We start from the raw sequence: 16738 nt of genomic DNA, 5'->3' as shown, positions 1-16738 counted from the left end.
CGCTACAGTTTTTCCCCCTTGCTGTGCCTGTCTGGCCCCGTGGATGGCCGCCTAGACTGGCGATTTCCCCCGGAGGTGACCCATGGCGCAGCAAGGACGACTGGTGGCGGTTGCCTGCCTGGTGCTGGCGATGGCGCTGTGGGGCAGCTCCTTCATCGCCCTCAAACTGGCCTTTCAGGAGGTCGCCCCGCACTGGGTGATCTTTGCTCGTATGGCCCTGGGCAGCCTGATCTTCCTGGCCGCCTGGCGCTGGCGCGGCACACTCGATTACCGCCCCGGCGACTGGAAATACCTGCTCGGCCTCGCTGCCTGCGAGCCCTGCCTCTACTTCATCTTCGAAGCCCTGGCGCTGCAACACACCAGCGCCTCCCAGGCCGGAATGATCACCGCGCTGCTGCCGCTGCTGGTGGCGGTGGGCGCCTATGCGTTGCTGCACGAAAGGATCACCCGCGGCACGATGGCCGGCTTCCTCCTCGCGGTGGTCGGAGCGGTGTGGCTGAGCCTGGCCAGCGAGTCCGATGGCCACGCACCGCAGCCGCTGCTGGGTAACTCCTACGAGTTCCTCGCCATGCTCTGCGCCACCGGCTACACGCTGCTGCTCAAGCATCTGTCGTCGCGCTACTCGGCCTTCTTCCTGACCGCCATGCAGGCCTTCATCGGTAGCGTCTTCTTCCTGCCACTCGCCGCGATCACATCGCCTTTGCCGGAGTCGGTCAGTGCGCTGGGCATAGGCGCGATGATCTACCTTGGCACCGTCGTCACGGTAGGGGCTTACGGTCTCTACAACTTCGGCGTGTCGCGGCTCCCGGCGAGCCAGGCAACCGGTTTCATCAATCTGATACCGGTGTTCACCCTGATCTTCGCCTGGGGATTGCTCGGCGAGCGTCTGACCGGCGTGCAATTGCTCGCCGCCGGCCTGGTTTTCGTCGGGGTGGCGCTGAGCCAATGGAAAAGCCCCGCCCCGGTGCCGGCCGGCGTACTGGATTGATCGCCATGACCGGCCCCGCTGCCATTTGCTGTGCCACGTCCGAAGACATTCCGGCCCGCCGGCCGAATGGTTCGCGTCGGACCACCCTCTCTCACTGACTGGCTGACTAAGGCGCCGTCCAGGCCACTACCACATCCAGCATCCGGTTGGCAAACGCCCATTCGTTGTCGTACCAGGCCAGCACCTTCACCAGTTCGCCCTGCACGCGGGTGTGGTTGAGGTCGACGACGCAGGAGACCGGGTGGCCGTTGAAGTCGCTGGATACCAGCGGCAATGCATTGCACTCCATCACCCCTGGCGGCAGGTCGCGGGCGCCGGCTTCGAGGGCGGCGTTGAGCGCATCACGGCTGGCCGGCCGCTCGGCGATGAAGGATAGGTCCAGCAGCGACACGTTCGGCGTCGGCACCCGCACCGCAAGGCCATCCAGGCGGCCGGCCAGTTCCGGTAGCACCAGGCCGATGGCCTTGGCCGCGCCCGTGCTGGTGGGAATCATCGAGACGGCTGCGGCGCGTGCGCGATAGAGGTCGCTGTGGCTCTTGTCGAGCAGGTTCTGGTCGTTGGTGTAGGCGTGCACCGTGGTCACCAGGCCGCTGCGGATGCCGACCGAGCGATGCAGCAGCATGGCCAGAGGCGCCAGGCAGTTGGTGGTGCAGGATGCGTTGGACACGATCTGCTGGTTGCCCAGCTGCTCATGATTGACCCCGTACACCACCGTCAGGTCGGCGGAGTCCAGCGGGTGCGACAGCAGTACCCGGGGCGCACCCGCAGTCAGGTGCTGTTCCACCTGGGCGCGCTTCTTCATCTTGCCCGAGCACTCCAGCACCAGGTCCACGCCCAGTTGGGCCCAGGGCAGGTTCACCGGATCGCGCTCGCGCAGCAGGCGGATGGTCTGTTTGTTTACCTGCAAGTGGTCGTCATGCAATGCGACGTGGCCGGGAAAGCGGCCGAAGGTGGAGTCGAAGCGGGTCAGGTGCGCCAGGGATTCGAAGTCGCCGAGGTCATTGATGGCTTCGATGCGCAGGCGCTGATCGAGTCCCCGCTCGAACAACGCACGTACCAGGGCGCGACCGATGCGCCCGTATCCGTTCAGGGCGATACGCAGCATGGTGTTCTCCTTCCGTTGGTCCTTCACTCAGCTTAGTGGCGAAGGACGGAAAGGGAGCCCCGGGATGCGTGTTCGTATCAGTCGTTGCGGGCGCCGCCGAATGAAGCGCAGCCACGCTGCACCTTGCCGTCCATGCGCAGCTCGGCGGTAAGGTGCTGGACGGTGCCGCTCATGCCGTCCACGCAGCGCTGCGGAGCTACCCACAGTTCCAGGCGCTGGCCGTTGGCTTCGCTGGACAGGTTGAAGCGCCCGTCCGGCAGTTGCTCTTCCATATAAGGCAGGGCAAGGGAGGGCTGGCCGGGACGGTCGAGTTTCAGGCCCTTTTCGCTGACGCTGACGTTCCAGTCCGGCTCATTGCCGCTGGCGCGCAGCAGCAGGCGCTTGAAGTTGATGTCCTGGCAGCCGTGGCCTTCGCGTTGCAGGCGATAGAGGGTCTGCAGGTCCAGCTGGCCATCGGCGCCTTTGACGCTGGTCGGTCCCATGCTGGCGCGGATGTCGGCGAACAGCGTGCCGGGACCATCTGCCGAGAGGTTGGCCGCCTCCGGCAACAGGCCGGTGGCGCCGGTGTCCGCCAGGGTGAAACGGCGTTTCTCGCCACAGGGGCTGAACATCACCTGGCCTGCGTCTACGCTCAGCTCACCTTGCAGGCGCACCAGGTTGGTGGCGGGCGCAGGGGCCTTTTCGGCGAACATCTGGCAGGCGCCGAAGAGCGGCAAGAGGCTGAACAGCAGGGGGCGGGCGAAGCGCATCATGGGTCTCCTTCAGGGAGCGGCCACGTTACCGGTGCGAGGCGCCAGGCTCAAGGGTGGAGAGGGCAGATGATCCAGTACAAGCGAGTGTATGAAGCGGCGCAGTCCACCGATGGCCAGCGGGTGCTGGTGGATCGCTTGTGGCCGCGTGGTTGTAGCAAGGAGTCACTGGGCCTGGCGGACTGGCTGAAGGTAGTGGCGCCGTCGGACACCCTGCGCAAGCAGTTCTGCCACGATCCGGCGCTGTTCGATGAATTCCGCCTGCTCTACCGCGCCGAACTGACGGCGCATCCCGAGCATTGGCAGGGGCTGCTGGAGATGGCCCGCAAGGGCAACCTGACGCTGCTCTACGCCGCGAAGGACGAAGTGCACAACAACGCGGTGGTCCTGGCTGAGTTCCTCGAAGAAGAACTGGAACGCTGCGGCCCTCCCAGCTCGCCGGTGTGTTACGCCGGCGAGCTGTAGCGCGCCTTACCAGACCCGGTAGACCTGCCCGGTCTGCGCACCTTCGGCACTCTTTGCATAGGCCAGCGCCGCCTCGGCCGCTGGCACCGCCTTGTAGCCGCGGAAGTAGGGGCCGTAGGCCGGCAGTGCTTCCTCGACCACCGTCGGGCTGACGCTGTTGATGCGCATGCCGCGCGGCAGTTCGAGCGCTGCGCTGCGCACGAAGGAGTCGATGGCGCCGTTGACCATGCTGGCGGAGGCGCCGAAGCGGATCGGGTCGTGGCTCAGCACCCCGGAAGTGAGGGTGAAGGAGGCGCCGTCGTTGGCGAATTCGCGGCCGATCAGCACCAGGTTTACCTGGCCCATCAGCTTGTCTTTCAGGCCGACGGCGAATTCCGCTTCACCCATTTCCGCCAGGGCACCGAAGTGCACCTTGCCGGCCGCGCTGATCAGCGCATCGAAGGGGCCGGCCTTTTCGAACAGCGCGCGGATCGACGCCGGGTCGGTGATGTCCGCCTGCACGTCGCCGCTGCTGAAGCCGACGCGAATGATCTCGTGACGCTCCTTGAGTTCCTGTTCGATGGCTTTGCCGATGGTGCCGCTGGCACCGACGAGGATGATTTTCATGGGACCGGCTCCTGTGTGGGGAAGGGAAGACGGGTTCAGTGTAGAGTGCGCTCTGTGGTCGATAATCCGGCTAATTGGAAAACTTTGGTTTTCATATGGAAACAATAGGGCGGTGGTTCCCATGAGCGAAATGGACGATCTGGCAGCCTTCGCGGTGCTGATGGAAGCCGGCAGCTTTACCTCCGCGGCCGAGCGTCTGGGATGCAGCAAGGGGCAATTGTCCAAGCGCATCCGCCTGCTGGAACAGGGCCTGGGAGCCGCGCTGCTGCACCGCACCACCCGCCGCCTGGACCTGACCGCCGCCGGCGCCGCGCTACTGCCGGAGGCCCAGGCACTGGCCGCCCAGGCCGAGCGGGCCAGGCAGTCGGTTCGGCGGCTGCAGGAAGATCTGGCGGGCTGCGTGCGCCTGACGGTCCCCGTGTCGCTGGGCGAAACCTTTTTCGATGCGCTGCTGCTGGACTTCACCCGGCAGTACCAGCAGATCCGCATCGAGTTGGACCTGCACAATGGCTACCGCGACCTGGTAGCCGAGGGCTTCGACCTGGCCATCCGCTCTGGCATGGACATTGACGATCGCCTGGTGGCCCGGCCGCTCTTCTCGCTACAGGAAATCACCTGCGCCACGCCGGCCTACCTCACCGACCATGGCGAACCGCTGCAGCCGGCGGACCTCGCCCGGCACCAGTGCCTGCTGAACACTCACTACAGCGGTTTCGAAGAATGGCTCTACCACCGCCAGCACCAGTTGGAACGGGTCAAGGTGGCGGGCGCGCTGGCGAGCAATCACTACAGCCTGCTGAAAAAGGCAGCCATGTCTGGCGCCGGCATCGCGCGGCTGCCGTCCTACATGATCTACGACGAATTGGCCGATGGCCGTCTGGTGTGGCTACTGCGCGACTACCAGACCCGACAGACGCCGGTGTTCCTCGTCCACCCCTGGCAGGGCGGCTTGCCCCGGCGCACCCAGGTGCTGGCGGACTACCTGCTGGCGTGGTTCGAGCGCAGCCGGCGGGTGCTGGACAAGGCAGGGGAGTAGGGCGACAGCGCTGGAAGACGGTCCGGCTGGCGCCCGGGCAGGGTGGAAGTCCCCCATGGGATTTCCACCAAGGTGCTTCAGAGATGCTTCAACAGGCGGGCTTGCAGGGCTTGCAGCTCGTTCGGGTCTGCCTTCTTGCTGGCATGGATGCCCAGCGACTCTCCCTCGAAGCGCGGCACGATGTGCATATGGATGTGGAAGACGGTCTGGCCCGCAGGGGCGCCGTTGAATTGCGCCACCTGGACGCCGGCCGGCTCCAGCTCTTTCACCAGCACGTGAGTCAGGCGCTGCACCACGGCCATCACCTTGGCCAGGGCGTCGGCCTCGATGTCCAGGATGTTGCGCGCGGCGGAGCGTTTGGGGATGACCAGGGTGTGGCCGAAGGACTGCGGGAAGATGTCGAGGAAGGCGAGTACGTCATCGTCTTCGTAGAGTTTGTAGCAGGGGGCCTCGCCGCGAATGATCTGGGCGAAGACGTTCTGCGGATCATAGGTGCCATGCAGGCTCATCGAAGGCTCTCCATTTGCCGAAGTGGGGCCGTGCACCTTAACGCCCGGCGCCGCACCGGAAAACCCCAGACCCGCGTTTCACACCTCGCAGGTCGTCCCTCTCCTGGCCACGGCCTCCCGATTACCGCTTGTCCCGTCTTCGAGAAGGCTTACTACGCTTTGTCACCTGAAGGTCGCAAACTGACTATCCGTTCGCGTCACTTCCCCCATATTTTGGCGAAAGTCCCCGTCGCCAGCCGTCGTTTCTGGCGTTACCCTTCGCATCTGTATAGAAAGTGGAGCATCCGCGAAGAGGATTCCGGCGATTTCGCCGACGGCGCGAAAGGCGTCAGCGGGGCGCGACGAAGGATGTTCGCGCAATGGCCTCCACCCCTGTTTGCAGTTCCATCCCGCCTGGCGGGATGACCATTTTCCGCTGCTGGCCCCTTCGGCTGGCGGCTGACTGCCTGAATCGGCCGTTCGTGCGAGCGGCCCAGAATCGAGAGGATCGACCGTGCACAACGTCGTGATCAGTGGCACCGGCCTGTATACCCCGACCAACAGCATCTCCAACGAGGAGCTGGTGGCGTCCTTCAATGCCTATGTACAGGCCTTCAACGCGGAAAATGCCGGCGCCATCGAGCGTGGCGAAATCGAAGCGCTGGCCGAATCCAGCGTGGCCTTCATCGAGAAGGCATCCGGCATCAAGAGCCGCTTCGTGGTGGACAAGGATGGCATCCTCGATCCCAAACGCATGACCCCGCGCATCCCCGAGCGCTCCAACGACGAGTGGGGCATCCTCTGCGAGATGGCCGTGGGCGCGGCCAAGCAGGCCCTGGAACGCGCCGGCAAGACCCCGGCCGACATCGACGGCGTGATCGTCGCCTGCTCCAACCTGCAACGCGCCTATCCGGCGGTGGCCATCGAAGTCCAGGCGGCCCTGGGGATCAACGGCTTCGGCTACGACATGAACGTCGCCTGCTCCTCGGCCACCTTCGGCATCCAGGCCGCCACCAACGCAGTGCAGACCGGCCAGGCCCGCGCCGTCCTGATGGTCAACCCGGAAATCTGCACCGGCCACCTGAACTTCCGCGATCGCGACAGCCACTTCATCTTCGGCGACGCCGCCACCGCCGTGGTCATCGAGCGCGCCGACCAGGCGACCTCCAAGCACCAGTTCGACGTGGTCGGCACCAAGCTGCTGACCCAGTTCTCCAACAACATCCGCAACAACTTCGGCTTCCTCAACCGCGCGGCGGAAGAGGGCGTGGGCGCTCGCGACAAGCTGTTCGTCCAGGAAGGCCGCAAGGTGTTCAAGGACGTCTGCCCGATGGTCGCCGAGCTGATCGCCACCCACCTGGAAGAGAACAAACTCAACGTCGCCGACGTGAAGCGCTTCTGGCTGCACCAGGCGAACCTCAACATGAACCTGCTGATCGCCCGCAAACTGCTGGGTCGTGACGCCGAAGCCGACGAGGCGCCGGTGATCCTCGACACCTACGCCAACACCAGCTCCGCCGGTTCCGTGATCGCCTTCCACAAACACCAGGACGACCTGCCCAGCGGCTCGCTGGGCGTGCTCAGCTCCTTCGGTGCCGGCTACTCCATCGGCAGCGTGATTCTGCGCAAGCGCTGATGAGCCACCCGGCCGACGCTGACCTGCTACCCCGGCTGCTGGCCGGGGAACAGGGGGCTTTCCGCGAGCTCATCGGTGCCTACCAGAGCGCCATGCGCGCGGTCGCCTACGCCATCGTCGGCCAGCGTTACGCAGATGAAGTGGTGCAGGACGCCTGGCTGGCCGTGGTGCGCAACCTGGACGGCTTCCAGCAGCGTTCCAGCCTCAAGACCTGGCTCCTCACCATCGTCGCCAATGCCGCCCGAAGCCGACTCAAGCAGAACCGTCGCGAGGTGCTGCTGGACGATCTTCCCGCTCCCCACGGCTCGGTGGATGACGCCCGCTTCGCCGAAGACGGCCACTGGGCCGCGAGAGTGCCGGCCTGGCACGAGGACTCGCCGGAAGCCCTGCTCACCGAAGATGAACTGCGCGAATGCCTGGAAAAGACCCTGCTGAGTCTTTCGGAGATGCAGCGCGGTGTGTTGCTGCTGCGGGAGCGCCAGGGGCTGGAGTTGGAGGAAATCTGTAATTTGTTGGAGATCTCGCTCTCCAATGTCCGGGTACTGCTGCATCGCGGCCGCCTGAAGCTGTTCGCCACGCTGGAACATTTCGAGGAGACAGGCCAATGCTGACGTGCAAGGAACTGGTTGCCCGCTCCAGCGATCTCCTCGACGGCGAACTGAGCTTTCGCGAGCGCATGGCCATGCGCCGCCACCTCATGCTCTGCCGCAACTGCAGGCGTTTCATCAAGCAGATGAAGCTGACCCAGGCCGTCGTCCGTATCATGCCGGATAGCCAGGGCGCCGAAGTTGACGACCTGGCCGCGCGCCTGGCGCAGAAGCGCCGCGAATCCCTCTAGCGCAACGATCCTCCGACCTATCGGTAGACGCGAATCGTCAAATTCGCAAGTCGAAGCCTTCATTTCATTTTTGCTCGAAAAAGCCCTGGAAATTGGCTGAAAGCCGCGTTCCAGAGTGGTTCATTGCTTATGAAAAATCGGAGTAAAAAAGTTCCGTTGTCACAAAATATTTATATAGAAGCAACTGAGCTGAAATAACCCGCCGCCAAGATTCCCCACCAGCACCAACGAGCCCAGCGCTCGAGTGTTTTCTAACGCTAAAGACCAATAGGGGAACCCTTCGATGATCCGTAAGCACTTCGCCGGTTTTGCCGCCAGCGCCATGGCTCTGGCCATTTCCGCCCAGGCTTTCGCCGGTACCGTTACCACCGACGGCGCCGATATCGTCATCAAGACCAAAGGCGGCCTGGAAGTCGGCACCACCGACAAGGCTTTCAGCTTCAAGCTCGGCGGTCGCCTGCAGGCTGACTACAGCCGCTTCGACGGTTTCTACACCGTAAACGGCAACACCGCCGACGCCGGTTACTTCCGTCGCGCCTTCCTGGAAATCGGTGGTATCGCCTTCACCGACTGGGCCTATCAGGTCAACTACGACTTCTCCCACAACGCCGGCGGTGACAACCGTGGCGGTAGCGGCAGCGACGCCAACGGCGACGGCTACTTCGACGAAGCTTCCATTTCCTACCTGGGCTTCGCCCCCATCGCCATCAAGATGGGCCGCTTCGACCCCGACTTCGGTCTGGAAAAAGCCACCAGCTCCAAGTGGGTAACCGCCCAGGAGCGTACCGCTGCCTACGACCTGGCTGACTACGTCAACGCCCACAACGGCGGCATGGGCGTTCAGGTTGCCGGCACCTACGGCGCTTCCCTGTACGGCTCCGCTGGCATCATGGCCAACGACGCCACCAACCAGGACAAGGACGGCGACAGCGTCAAGCAGTTCAACGCTCGCGGCGTATTCGCCCCGATGCACGAAGCCGGCAACGTCCTGCACTTCGGCGTGAACTACGCCCAGCGCGACCTGTCCGACACCGCTTTTGACGGCCGTATCCGCAGCCGCCTGGGCATGCGCGGCGTGAGCACCGACGGTGGTCAGGACGCTGGCGCCAACGGCAACCGCCTGGTTCTGGCCGGTGCCAACAACACCCCGGCTGGCGCGTTCGACAACGACAGCACCTGGGGCCTGGAAGCCGCCTTCGCTACCGGTCCGTTCTCCATCCAGAGCGAATACCTGAAGCGTGAAGTCGAAGCCAAGGCTGCCAACCGCGAAGACATCGATGCCGACGGCTATTACGTCCAGCTGGCCTACACCCTGACCGGTGAAGCCCGTGACTACAAACTGGGCAAGTTCGACAAGATCAAGCCGTCGAACAACCGCATCGGCGCCTGGGAAGTGTTCTACCGCTTCGACAACATCAAAGCTGAAGACGACAACGGCGCCTTCGCCAATGTCGATGACGTCGAAGCCAAGGTGCACAACCTCGGTCTGAACTGGTACGCCAACGAAGCCGTCAAGATCAGCGGCTACTACGTCAAAGCCAAGGTGGACAACGCCACCAACGCCGTCGGCGACGACGATGGCGACGGCGTGGTTGTTCGCGCTCAGTACGTGTTCTAAGACAGCACGGGTTTCCGCTCCTTTATTTGAGCCCCGCCATCTGGCGGGGCTTTTTTATTGGGGCGGTGAAAGCTAGGCAGATAAGCGTTTATGGCAGCCGCAACGCAGCCTACGTATGCTTTGCATCCTTGCCTCCCGGTTTGCATGCCCATGCTGCTGATCTCTAACAGCGTCCACCTGCCTGACGACGAAATCGAACTGACCGCCATCCGCGCCCAAGGCGCCGGCGGACAGAACGTCAACAAGGTCTCCAGCGCAATGCACCTGCGCTTCGACATCCACGCCTCATCCCTGCCGGACTTCTACAAGGAACGCCTGCTGCAATTGCGCGACAGCCGCATTACCGGCGACGGCGTGATCATCATCAAGGCCCAGCAATACCGCACCCAGGAACAGAACCGGGCCGACGCCCTGGAACGCCTGGCCGAACTCATCCGCAGCGTGGCGAAGGTGCAGAAGGCGCGACGGCCGACCAAGCCCACGCTGGGGTCGAAGAAACGGCGGCTGGAAGGAAAGGCCAAGCGGGGAGAGATAAAGGCGGGCAGGGGGAAGGTGGATTATTGAACGAGGGCTTGCCCTCTCCCTTCAGGGAGAGGGTAGCGGGGGCCCTCAGCACACCTTGGCGATTGCCTTGGCCAGATCGTCGATCCGGCTGAAGTCCAGACCGGCCACGTTGGCGCGGCCGGTGCTTACCATGTACACGCTGAACTCGGCGCGCAGCCTGGCTACCTGCTCCGGCGAGAGGCCGGTGTAGGAGAACATGCCGCGTTGCTCGCCGATGTGGGCGAAGCGTTCTGCAAGCCCGAAGGGGTGCAGGGCTTCCACCAGGCCACGACGCAGGTCGGCGACGCGCTTGCGCATGCCTTCCAGTTCCTCGACCCATTGGGCCTTGAGGGAGGCATCCCCGAGAATGGTAGCGACCACTGCTGCGCCGTGGGCCGGCGGGGTGGACCACAGGTTGCGGGCGAGGAAGGCCAGTTGGCTGCGCACGTCGGTCAGTTTTTCCGCGTCAGCGGCGCAGACGATCAGGGCGCCGGTGCGTTCGCGGTAGAGACCGAAGTTCTTCGAGCAGGAGCTGGTGACCAGCAGTTCCGGCAGCGCTTCGGCGAACAGGCGTACGGCCCAGGCGTCCTGCTCCAGACCATCGCCGAAACCCTGGTAGGCGAAGTCGATCAGCGGCAGCAGTTCGCGTGCCTTGACCACTTCCAGCACCTTGCGCCAGTCGTCCTGGGACAGGTCGAAGCCGGTGGGGTTGTGGCAGCAGGCATGGAGCAATACCACGTCGCCTTTGGGCACCTGTTCCAGGGCTTTGAGCATGGCGTCGACGTCGAGGCGATTGGTCGCATCCACGTAGGGATAGTGAGAAACCTTGATGCCGGCGCCGGCGAAGATGGTTTCGTGGATCGGCCAGGTCGGGTCGCTCAGCCACACGCCGCGACCGGGCAGGTTGTGAGCGATGAATTCCGCCGCCAGGCGCAGTGCGCCAGTGCCACCCGGAGTCTGGGTGGCGCCGGCGCGGCCGGTGGCTTCCAGCCGGTTGCCAGTGCCCAGTACCAGGTCCAGCAGCAGGCGGCCGAAGGCCGCGTCACCGTGGCCGCCGACGTAGGTCTTGGTGGTTTCGGTGTCCACCAGGCGCTGCTCGGCCAGCTTCACCGCATGGGGAATGGGCGTCAGGCCGCGGGCGTCCTTGTAGACGCCCACGCCGAGGTCGAGCTTGGCTGGGTTGGGGTCCAGGCGGTAGGCGTCCATCAAACCGAGGATGGGATCGCCGGGCACCCGACCCACCTTGGCGAAGTGACTCATTTACGGCCCTCGGCGGTCGCCGCTACCTGGTCGGTGCGGGCGGACATGATGAAGTCGTTGCGGTGCAGGCCCTTGGCTTCGTGGCTCCACCAGGTCACGGTGACCTTGCCCCACTCGGTGAGCAGGCCCGGGTGGTGGCCTTCTTCCTCGGCGATCGCGCCCACGGCGTTGGTGAAGGCCAGGGCGTAGCGGAAGTTCTTGAAGCGGAACTCCTTCTCCAGCTGCATGACGCCGTCACGCACTTCGATGTTCCAGTCGGGGATCTGCTTGATCAGCACGGCCAGTTCTTCGTCGGATACCAGCGGGGCGTCGGCGCGGCAGGCTTCGCAATGGGCTTGGGACAGGGCGGTCATAGGATTCTCCATTGTTCTTGTCGGTTGGGTCGGGCGGCGTTCCGCGAGCGGAGCGAAGCCCAACGCGCGGATTGTTGGGCTTCGCCGAGCTCAGCCCAACCTACGAAAATAATCAGGCGGCCTTCGGCTTCGGCGGGAATTTCGGCGCGTGCAGGCCCATGCCCATGGCTTTGTGCACCAGCGCCATGATGTCTTCGTGGGCCAGGTCGAACAGGCGCTTGAGGTCCGGCAGTACGAAGTACAGCGGCTGCAGGATGTCGATTCGATACGGGGTGCGCATGCACTCCAGCGGGTCGAAGGCCTGGTGCTCGGGCTCGCCCGACAGAGCGTAGACGGTCTCCTTCGGCGAGGAGAGGATGCCGCCGCCGTAGATGCGACGACCCTGCGAGGTTTCCATCAAGCCGAATTCGATGGTCATCCAGTACAGGCGGGCGAGGTAGACGCGCTCCTCCTTGGTGGCCTTGAGTCCGAGCTTGCCGTAGGTGTGGGTGAACTCGGCGAACCAGGGGTTCGTCAGCAGCGGGCAGTGGCCAAAGATCTCGTGGAAGATGTCCGGTTCCTGCAGATAGTCCAGCTCCTCCGGGGTGCGGATGAAGGTGGCTACCGGGAATTGCTGGCTGGCCAGCAGTTCGAAGAAGGTCTGGAAGGGGATCAGTGCCGGGACGCGGGCAACACTCCAGCCGGTGGTGGACTGGAGCACCTTGTTGATTTCGCCCAGTTGCGGAATGCGGTCATGGGGCAGGCCGAGCTGCTCGATACCGTCGAAGTATTCCTGGCACGCGCGGCCTTCGATCACCTTCAACTGACGGGTGATCAGGGTGTTCCACACCTGATGCTCGGTTTCGGGGTAGTGGATGAAACCGTTAGCGTCGGGTTCACGGGCCACGTACTGCGTCGCTTTCATTCGGCCTCCTGGGAATGGGGCTTCGTTGTTGTGTTGCCCTATCGATAGCGCAGACCGGTCCGCAGCGCAGCAGGGGCGCGGGCTGCACGGGCATTCACAGGCCATTGAAAGCGTAAGGAAAACTTTACGATAACGGCGAGGCGGCCATACATCGCCTTGTCGCTGCGCTGAAATGTCACATATTCTTGACGGAAAAATAGGGTCGAGAACGGAATTTTTCCCTGACTACCCAAGGAAAAACCCGACCCAGGGGTGCCTGATGCGTATCAAAGTCCATTGCCAGAACCGCGTGGGAATCCTGCGCGACATCCTCAACCTGCTCGTCGATTACGGCATCAACGTCAATCGCGGTGAAGTGGGGGGAGACCAGGGCAACGCGATTTATCTGCTTTGCCCGAACATGATCAACCTGCAATTGCAGTCCCTGCGGCCGAAGCTGGAAGCCATTCCGGGTGTGTTTGGCGTCAAGCGCGTGGGCCTGATGCCCAGCGAGCGTCGCCACCTGGAGCTGAATGCGCTGCTCGGTGCGCTGGATTTCCCGGTGCTGTCCATCGACATGGGCGGTTCCATCGTCGCCGCCAACCGTGCCGCCGCCCAGTTGCTTGGCGTGCGGGTGGATGAAGTGCCGGGCATCCCCCTGGCGCGCTATGTCGAGGACTTCGACCTGCCGGAACTGGTGCGCGCCAACAAGGCGCGCATCAATGGCCTGCGGATCAAGATCAAGAACGACACCTTCCTCGCCGACATCGCGCCGCTGCAATCCGAACACGACGAAAGCGAAGCCCTGGCCGGCGCCGTGCTTACGCTGCACCGCGCCGACCGCGTGGGCGAGCGCATTTACAACGTGCGAAAGCACGAGCTGCGCGGCTTCGACAGCATCTTCCAGAGCTCCAGGGTGATGGCGGCCGTGGTGCGGGAGGCCCGCCGCATGGCGCCCCTGGATGCACCGCTGCTGATCGAAGGTGAGACCGGCACCGGCAAGGAACTGCTGGCCCGCGCCTGCCACCTGGCGAGCCCGCGTGGGCAGTCGCCGTTCATGGCACTGAACTGCGCCGGCCTGCCGGAATCCATGGCCGAAACCGAGCTGTTCGGCTACGGCCCGGGTGCGTTTGAAGGCGCCCGGCCGGAGGGCAAGCTGGGGCTGCTGGAACTCACCGCCGGCGGCACGTTGTTCCTCGATGGCGTTGGCGAAATGAGCCCGCGTCTGCAAGCCAAGCTGTTGCGCTTCCTGCAGGACGGTTGCTTCCGCCGCGTGGGCAGTGACGAGGAGGTGTACCTGGACGTGCGGGTGATCTGCGCTACCCAGGTGGACCTTTCCGAGCTCTGCGCCCGAGGCGAATTCCGTCAGGACCTCTATCACCGCCTGAACGTGCTGTCGCTGCATATCCCGCCGCTGCGCGAATGCCTCGACGGACTTCCACCGCTGGTGGAGCACTTCCTCGATTCGGCCAGCCGGCAGATTGGCTGCAGCCTGCCGAAGCTGGCGCCGCAGGTGCTGGACAAGCTCGGTCACTACCACTGGCCGGGCAATGTGCGACAGCTGGAGAACGTGTTGTTCCAGGCGGTTTCCTTGTGCGACGGCGGCACCGTTCGTCCTGAACATATCCGTCTGCCCGACTACGGCGCACCGCAGCCTCTGGGGGATTTCTCCCTGGATGGGGGGTTGGACGCCATCGTCGGCCGTTTCGAGAAGGCGGTGCTGGAACGGCTCTATGCCGAGCATCCGAGCAGCCGCCTGCTGGGCAAGCGTCTCGGGGTTTCCCATACCACCATCGCCAACAAGCTGAAGTTGCACGGATTGGGGAAGGAGGAGAGTTAGACCATCGTTGAATGGTTCGGGGGAGGTCGGGCGCGTAAAAAGAGTCCTGTCTGAATCTTGCGTGATGCGGACACAAGCGTTTCTGACATTCCTCTCCCGGAATGATTGGGCGGGCGGCCAACTGGTCGCCCATTTTTTTGTCTGCGATTTTTGGGGGAGGTCGATGGGTTTCGCTTCGCTCTAGCTGAACGCCGCCCGCACCATCCTGCGGTCGCGGCGGCCTGGGGAAAACGTAGGTTGGGTAGAGGAACGAAACCCAACGAGCGGGGCCACGTATCGCCTAGAGGTCCCCCCTTGTATCCGAACGTTTCCGAGCTTCACGCCAGCTTCAACAACCCCATCCCCACCAGCAGCAATCCCAGCCCCAGCCACCCACGTCCCGCCAGTCGCTGGCCGAACAGTGTCCAGCCGATGGCAACGGTGGCGAGGATGCCGAAGCCGCCCCAGATGGCGTAGGCCAGCGACAGGTCGATGCCGCGTACCGCCTGCGCCAGGGCGGTGAACGCCGTCAGGATGCAGAGCAGCGAAGTGCCCCCCAGCAACCGACGGCGGAAGCCGTCGGAATACTTGAGCAGGACGTTGGCCAACACCTCCAGGGCGATGGCTGCGCCCAGCCAGGCGAAGTGGATCCAGGTCACGCCGTTCATGCCAGCACCTCCTGGCCACGGGCCTCGGGTGCGGCGCGGGTGCCGGACTTGATCAGCAGGATGCCGGCGATCATCACCGCCAGGCCCAGCATCTTGTAGGGGCTGATGCTTTCACCCAGCCAGGTGACGCTGATGCCGGTGATCAGCACGATGCCGATGCCTTCCCAGAGGGCGTAGGCAACACCCACCGGCACACGCTTGATCGCCAGCGAGAGGAAGAAATACGACAGGCCGATCAGACCGTACATCAACAGGTGGCCGAGCACGGGGGCGTGTTCGGCGGCGAATTTCATCGAGGTGGTGCCGACGACTTCGAAAAGGATCGCGGCTAACAGATAGAACCAGGAACGCATGGTGCCCTCCCTTGGGCATGCAGAGCCCTCCGCCCGGAGGCGAATGACGTGATTGCAGGAAGTCCTGGCCATGGGGTGACGGGGCAGTGCCCGGCGCTTCCACGGCATGAGGAGAGGGGAGGGGCTACAGGTCGCCAGTCCAGTGGCGCTTGCGGGAAGCGAGACGGGAGAAGTGGAAGGGGTGAAGCGATGTGTTCAACATAATGAACACAATGTTATCTGGTCTGATCTGGGAAAGGCAAATTTCAGGATGTTGCGGCGTGTCGCGGGCATTTCAGTGCTTTGTGTATGTTCGTTATTTTGTTCGGTTGTGATGGCGCTCTCTCTGTAGGGGCGAATTCATTCGCCAAAGGACTGCGTAGCAGTCCCTAACGGGGAGGGCAGACCTTCGGCCTGCTTGGCGAATGAATTCGCCCCTACAAGGTCACTCGCCAAGCTCACCCCACCTCCCGACTCAGCCAGTCGAAGAAGGCCTTCACCGGCGGGTGGCGTTCCCGGCCGGGCACGCAGAGGGTGGAGTAGCCCGCGCCGGCCACGCTGACCTCCGGCCGGTAGGGCACCAGCAGGCCGCTGGCGAGGCTTTCCGACACCAGGACGGAGCTGGCCAGTACCAGTCCCTGACCAGCGATGGCGGCTTGCAGGGCGTAGTGTTCTTCGTCGTACTCCCGCTGCGGCGCGATTTCCAGCAGGCGTTCTTCGCCCGCCGCCTGGCACCAGGCCTTCCACCCCAGTTCGTAGAGGAGGGCGTTGCGCCAGCGGATGGTGATCAGGGTCGGCAGGCGGTCGCCCAGACTGGCCACCAGCGCAGGTGAGCCATAGACACCGAAGCATTCGTCCAGCAGGCACAGGCTGTGCAGATTGGGGTATTTGCCCATGCCGTAACGGATGACGAAGTCGACGCTGGCGTCCTGGTGCAGGTCGATCAGGGTATTGCTGGTGTCCAGGCGCACGCTGATTTCCGGATGCTCGGCGTAGAAGCGGCCAAGCCGGGGGATCAGCCAGAGGGCGGCGAAGGCTGGGGTGGTGGAAAGCGTGAGATTGCCGCTGCTGCGTTGCGGGCGCAGCTGGTCGAGGGTCTGGGTGACTTCCAGCAAGGCGCCGTGGAGGCTGCCGAACAGGCGCTGACCGCAATCGGTGAGGCGCACGCTGCGTGGCAGGCGCTGGAACAGCGGCACCCCCAGCCAGCTTTCCAGGCCACGAATCTGGTGGGACACCGCCGTGGGCGTCACGGCCAGTTCCTCGGCTGCGGCCTTGAAGCTGGACAGGCGCGCGGCGGACTCGAAGGTACGCAGGGCGGTGAGGGGCAGGCTGGAAAACATGGAAAGCTCCA

19 protein-coding genes are annotated in these 16738 nt (G+C 64.0%); 9 read left to right on the top strand and 10 right to left on the bottom strand.

Annotation, left to right across the window (positions count from 1 at the left end; all coding sequences use genetic code 11):
• Window positions 1–82 precede the first annotated feature (82 nt).
• Complete coding sequence (locus E8E91_RS15625; RefSeq protein WP_280376657.1) at window positions 83–988, top strand: DMT family transporter; 906 nt, start codon at window positions 83–85, stop codon at window positions 986–988.
• A 106-nt stretch (window positions 989–1094) separates the two neighbouring features.
• Here E8E91_RS15625 and gap read toward each other — a convergent pair whose 3' ends face one another.
• Both gap and E8E91_RS15615 read right to left on the bottom strand, forming a co-directional pair.
• Complete coding sequence (gene gap, locus E8E91_RS15620; protein WP_280376654.1) at window positions 1095–2093, bottom strand: type I glyceraldehyde-3-phosphate dehydrogenase; 999 nt, start codon at window positions 2091–2093, stop codon at window positions 1095–1097.
• Window positions 2094–2170: 77 nt separating this feature from the next.
• Window positions 2171–2842: a hypothetical protein gene (locus E8E91_RS15615; RefSeq protein ID WP_280376652.1), complete on the bottom strand. Its 672-nt coding sequence runs from the start codon at window positions 2840–2842 to the stop codon at window positions 2171–2173.
• Window positions 2843–2911: 69 nt separating this feature from the next.
• Here E8E91_RS15615 and E8E91_RS15610 point away from each other — a divergent pair, with 69 nt between their 5' ends.
• Window positions 2912–3307, top strand: a complete 396-nt coding sequence (locus tag E8E91_RS15610; protein WP_280376649.1) for a DUF488 domain-containing protein — start codon at window positions 2912–2914, stop codon at window positions 3305–3307.
• A 6-nt stretch (window positions 3308–3313) separates the two neighbouring features.
• Here the strand turns inward: E8E91_RS15610 and E8E91_RS15605 are convergent, their stop codons facing one another.
• On the bottom strand, window positions 3314–3913 hold the full coding sequence (locus E8E91_RS15605) for a short chain dehydrogenase (RefSeq protein ID WP_280376648.1): 600 nt from the start codon (window positions 3911–3913) through the stop codon (window positions 3314–3316).
• A 121-nt stretch (window positions 3914–4034) separates the two neighbouring features.
• Here E8E91_RS15605 and E8E91_RS15600 point away from each other — a divergent pair, with 121 nt between their 5' ends.
• Entirely contained in the window at window positions 4035–4949 is a 915-nt protein-coding gene (locus E8E91_RS15600) for a LysR family transcriptional regulator (RefSeq protein ID WP_280376646.1), read from the top strand.
• 77 nt (window positions 4950–5026) lie between these two features.
• Here the strand turns inward: E8E91_RS15600 and E8E91_RS15595 are convergent, their stop codons facing one another.
• The gene (locus E8E91_RS15595) at window positions 5027–5458 is read right to left on the bottom strand and encodes an HIT family protein (protein WP_280365575.1); all 432 of its coding nucleotides are present in this window, start codon (window positions 5456–5458) and stop codon (window positions 5027–5029) included.
• Window positions 5459–5951: 493 nt separating this feature from the next.
• Here E8E91_RS15595 and E8E91_RS15590 point away from each other — a divergent pair, with 493 nt between their 5' ends.
• From E8E91_RS15590 to arfB, 5 genes are all read left to right on the top strand, one after another.
• Window positions 5952–7073 carry a beta-ketoacyl-ACP synthase III gene (locus E8E91_RS15590; RefSeq protein ID WP_280376644.1) on the top strand — a complete coding sequence of 374 codons (1122 nt, stop codon included), beginning with the start codon at window positions 5952–5954 and terminating at the stop codon, window positions 7071–7073.
• Window positions 7073–7684 (top strand): RNA polymerase sigma factor, encoded by a 612-nt coding sequence (locus tag E8E91_RS15585; protein WP_280376642.1) that lies wholly within the window; start codon window positions 7073–7075, stop codon window positions 7682–7684. Before E8E91_RS15590 ends, E8E91_RS15585 begins: the two co-directional genes overlap by 1 nt.
• Window positions 7678–7911: a zf-HC2 domain-containing protein gene (locus E8E91_RS15580; RefSeq protein WP_280376639.1), complete on the top strand. Its 234-nt coding sequence runs from the start codon at window positions 7678–7680 to the stop codon at window positions 7909–7911. Before E8E91_RS15585 ends, E8E91_RS15580 begins: the two co-directional genes overlap by 7 nt.
• 283 nt (window positions 7912–8194) lie before the next feature.
• Window positions 8195–9529: a porin gene (locus tag E8E91_RS15575; protein ID WP_280365585.1), complete on the top strand. Its 1335-nt coding sequence runs from the start codon at window positions 8195–8197 to the stop codon at window positions 9527–9529.
• A gap of 150 nt (window positions 9530–9679) precedes the next feature.
• Window positions 9680–10093: an alternative ribosome rescue aminoacyl-tRNA hydrolase ArfB gene (gene arfB / locus E8E91_RS15570; protein WP_280376636.1), complete on the top strand. Its 414-nt coding sequence runs from the start codon at window positions 9680–9682 to the stop codon at window positions 10091–10093.
• Window positions 10094–10138: 45 nt separating this feature from the next.
• Here arfB and E8E91_RS15565 read toward each other — a convergent pair whose 3' ends face one another.
• The 3 genes from E8E91_RS15565 to phhA all read right to left on the bottom strand — a co-directional run bounded on the left by E8E91_RS15565 (window position 10139) and on the right by phhA (window position 12589).
• Window positions 10139–11332, bottom strand: a complete 1194-nt coding sequence (locus E8E91_RS15565; protein ID WP_280376634.1) for an amino acid aminotransferase — start codon at window positions 11330–11332, stop codon at window positions 10139–10141.
• Window positions 11329–11685: a 4a-hydroxytetrahydrobiopterin dehydratase gene (locus tag E8E91_RS15560; protein ID WP_151132398.1), complete on the bottom strand. Its 357-nt coding sequence runs from the start codon at window positions 11683–11685 to the stop codon at window positions 11329–11331. The genes E8E91_RS15565 and E8E91_RS15560 overlap by 4 nt, the downstream gene beginning before the upstream one ends.
• Before the next feature lie 112 nt (window positions 11686–11797).
• Window positions 11798–12589: a phenylalanine 4-monooxygenase gene (phhA, locus tag E8E91_RS15555; RefSeq protein ID WP_190834408.1), complete on the bottom strand. Its 792-nt coding sequence runs from the start codon at window positions 12587–12589 to the stop codon at window positions 11798–11800.
• A 259-nt stretch (window positions 12590–12848) separates the two neighbouring features.
• Between phhA and E8E91_RS15550 the strand changes: the two genes are divergently transcribed.
• A complete protein-coding gene (locus E8E91_RS15550) occupies window positions 12849–14408 on the top strand; it encodes a sigma-54-dependent transcriptional regulator (protein WP_280376631.1) in 1560 nt (519 codons plus the stop codon).
• A 317-nt stretch (window positions 14409–14725) separates the two neighbouring features.
• Here E8E91_RS15550 and mdtI read toward each other — a convergent pair whose 3' ends face one another.
• The 3 genes from mdtI to E8E91_RS15535 form a co-directional block, all read right to left on the bottom strand.
• Window positions 14726–15055 (bottom strand): multidrug/spermidine efflux SMR transporter subunit MdtI, encoded by a 330-nt coding sequence (gene mdtI, locus E8E91_RS15545; RefSeq protein ID WP_280376630.1) that lies wholly within the window; start codon window positions 15053–15055, stop codon window positions 14726–14728.
• Entirely contained in the window at window positions 15052–15408 is a 357-nt protein-coding gene (locus E8E91_RS15540) for a multidrug efflux SMR transporter (RefSeq protein WP_280376628.1), read from the bottom strand. Before E8E91_RS15540 ends, mdtI begins: the two co-directional genes overlap by 4 nt.
• Window positions 15409–15845: 437 nt before the next feature.
• Complete coding sequence (locus E8E91_RS15535) at window positions 15846–16727, bottom strand: LysR substrate-binding domain-containing protein (protein WP_280376626.1); 882 nt, start codon at window positions 16725–16727, stop codon at window positions 15846–15848.
• Window positions 16728–16738 lie beyond the last annotated feature (11 nt).

This window comes from Pseudomonas sp. BN515, assembly GCF_029873155.1.
In the GTDB taxonomy this organism is placed as follows: Bacteria; Pseudomonadota; Gammaproteobacteria; order Pseudomonadales; family Pseudomonadaceae; genus Metapseudomonas.
The sequence above is the reverse complement of the archived record's forward strand: the minus strand, read 5'-3'. Positions and strand labels throughout refer to the sequence as shown.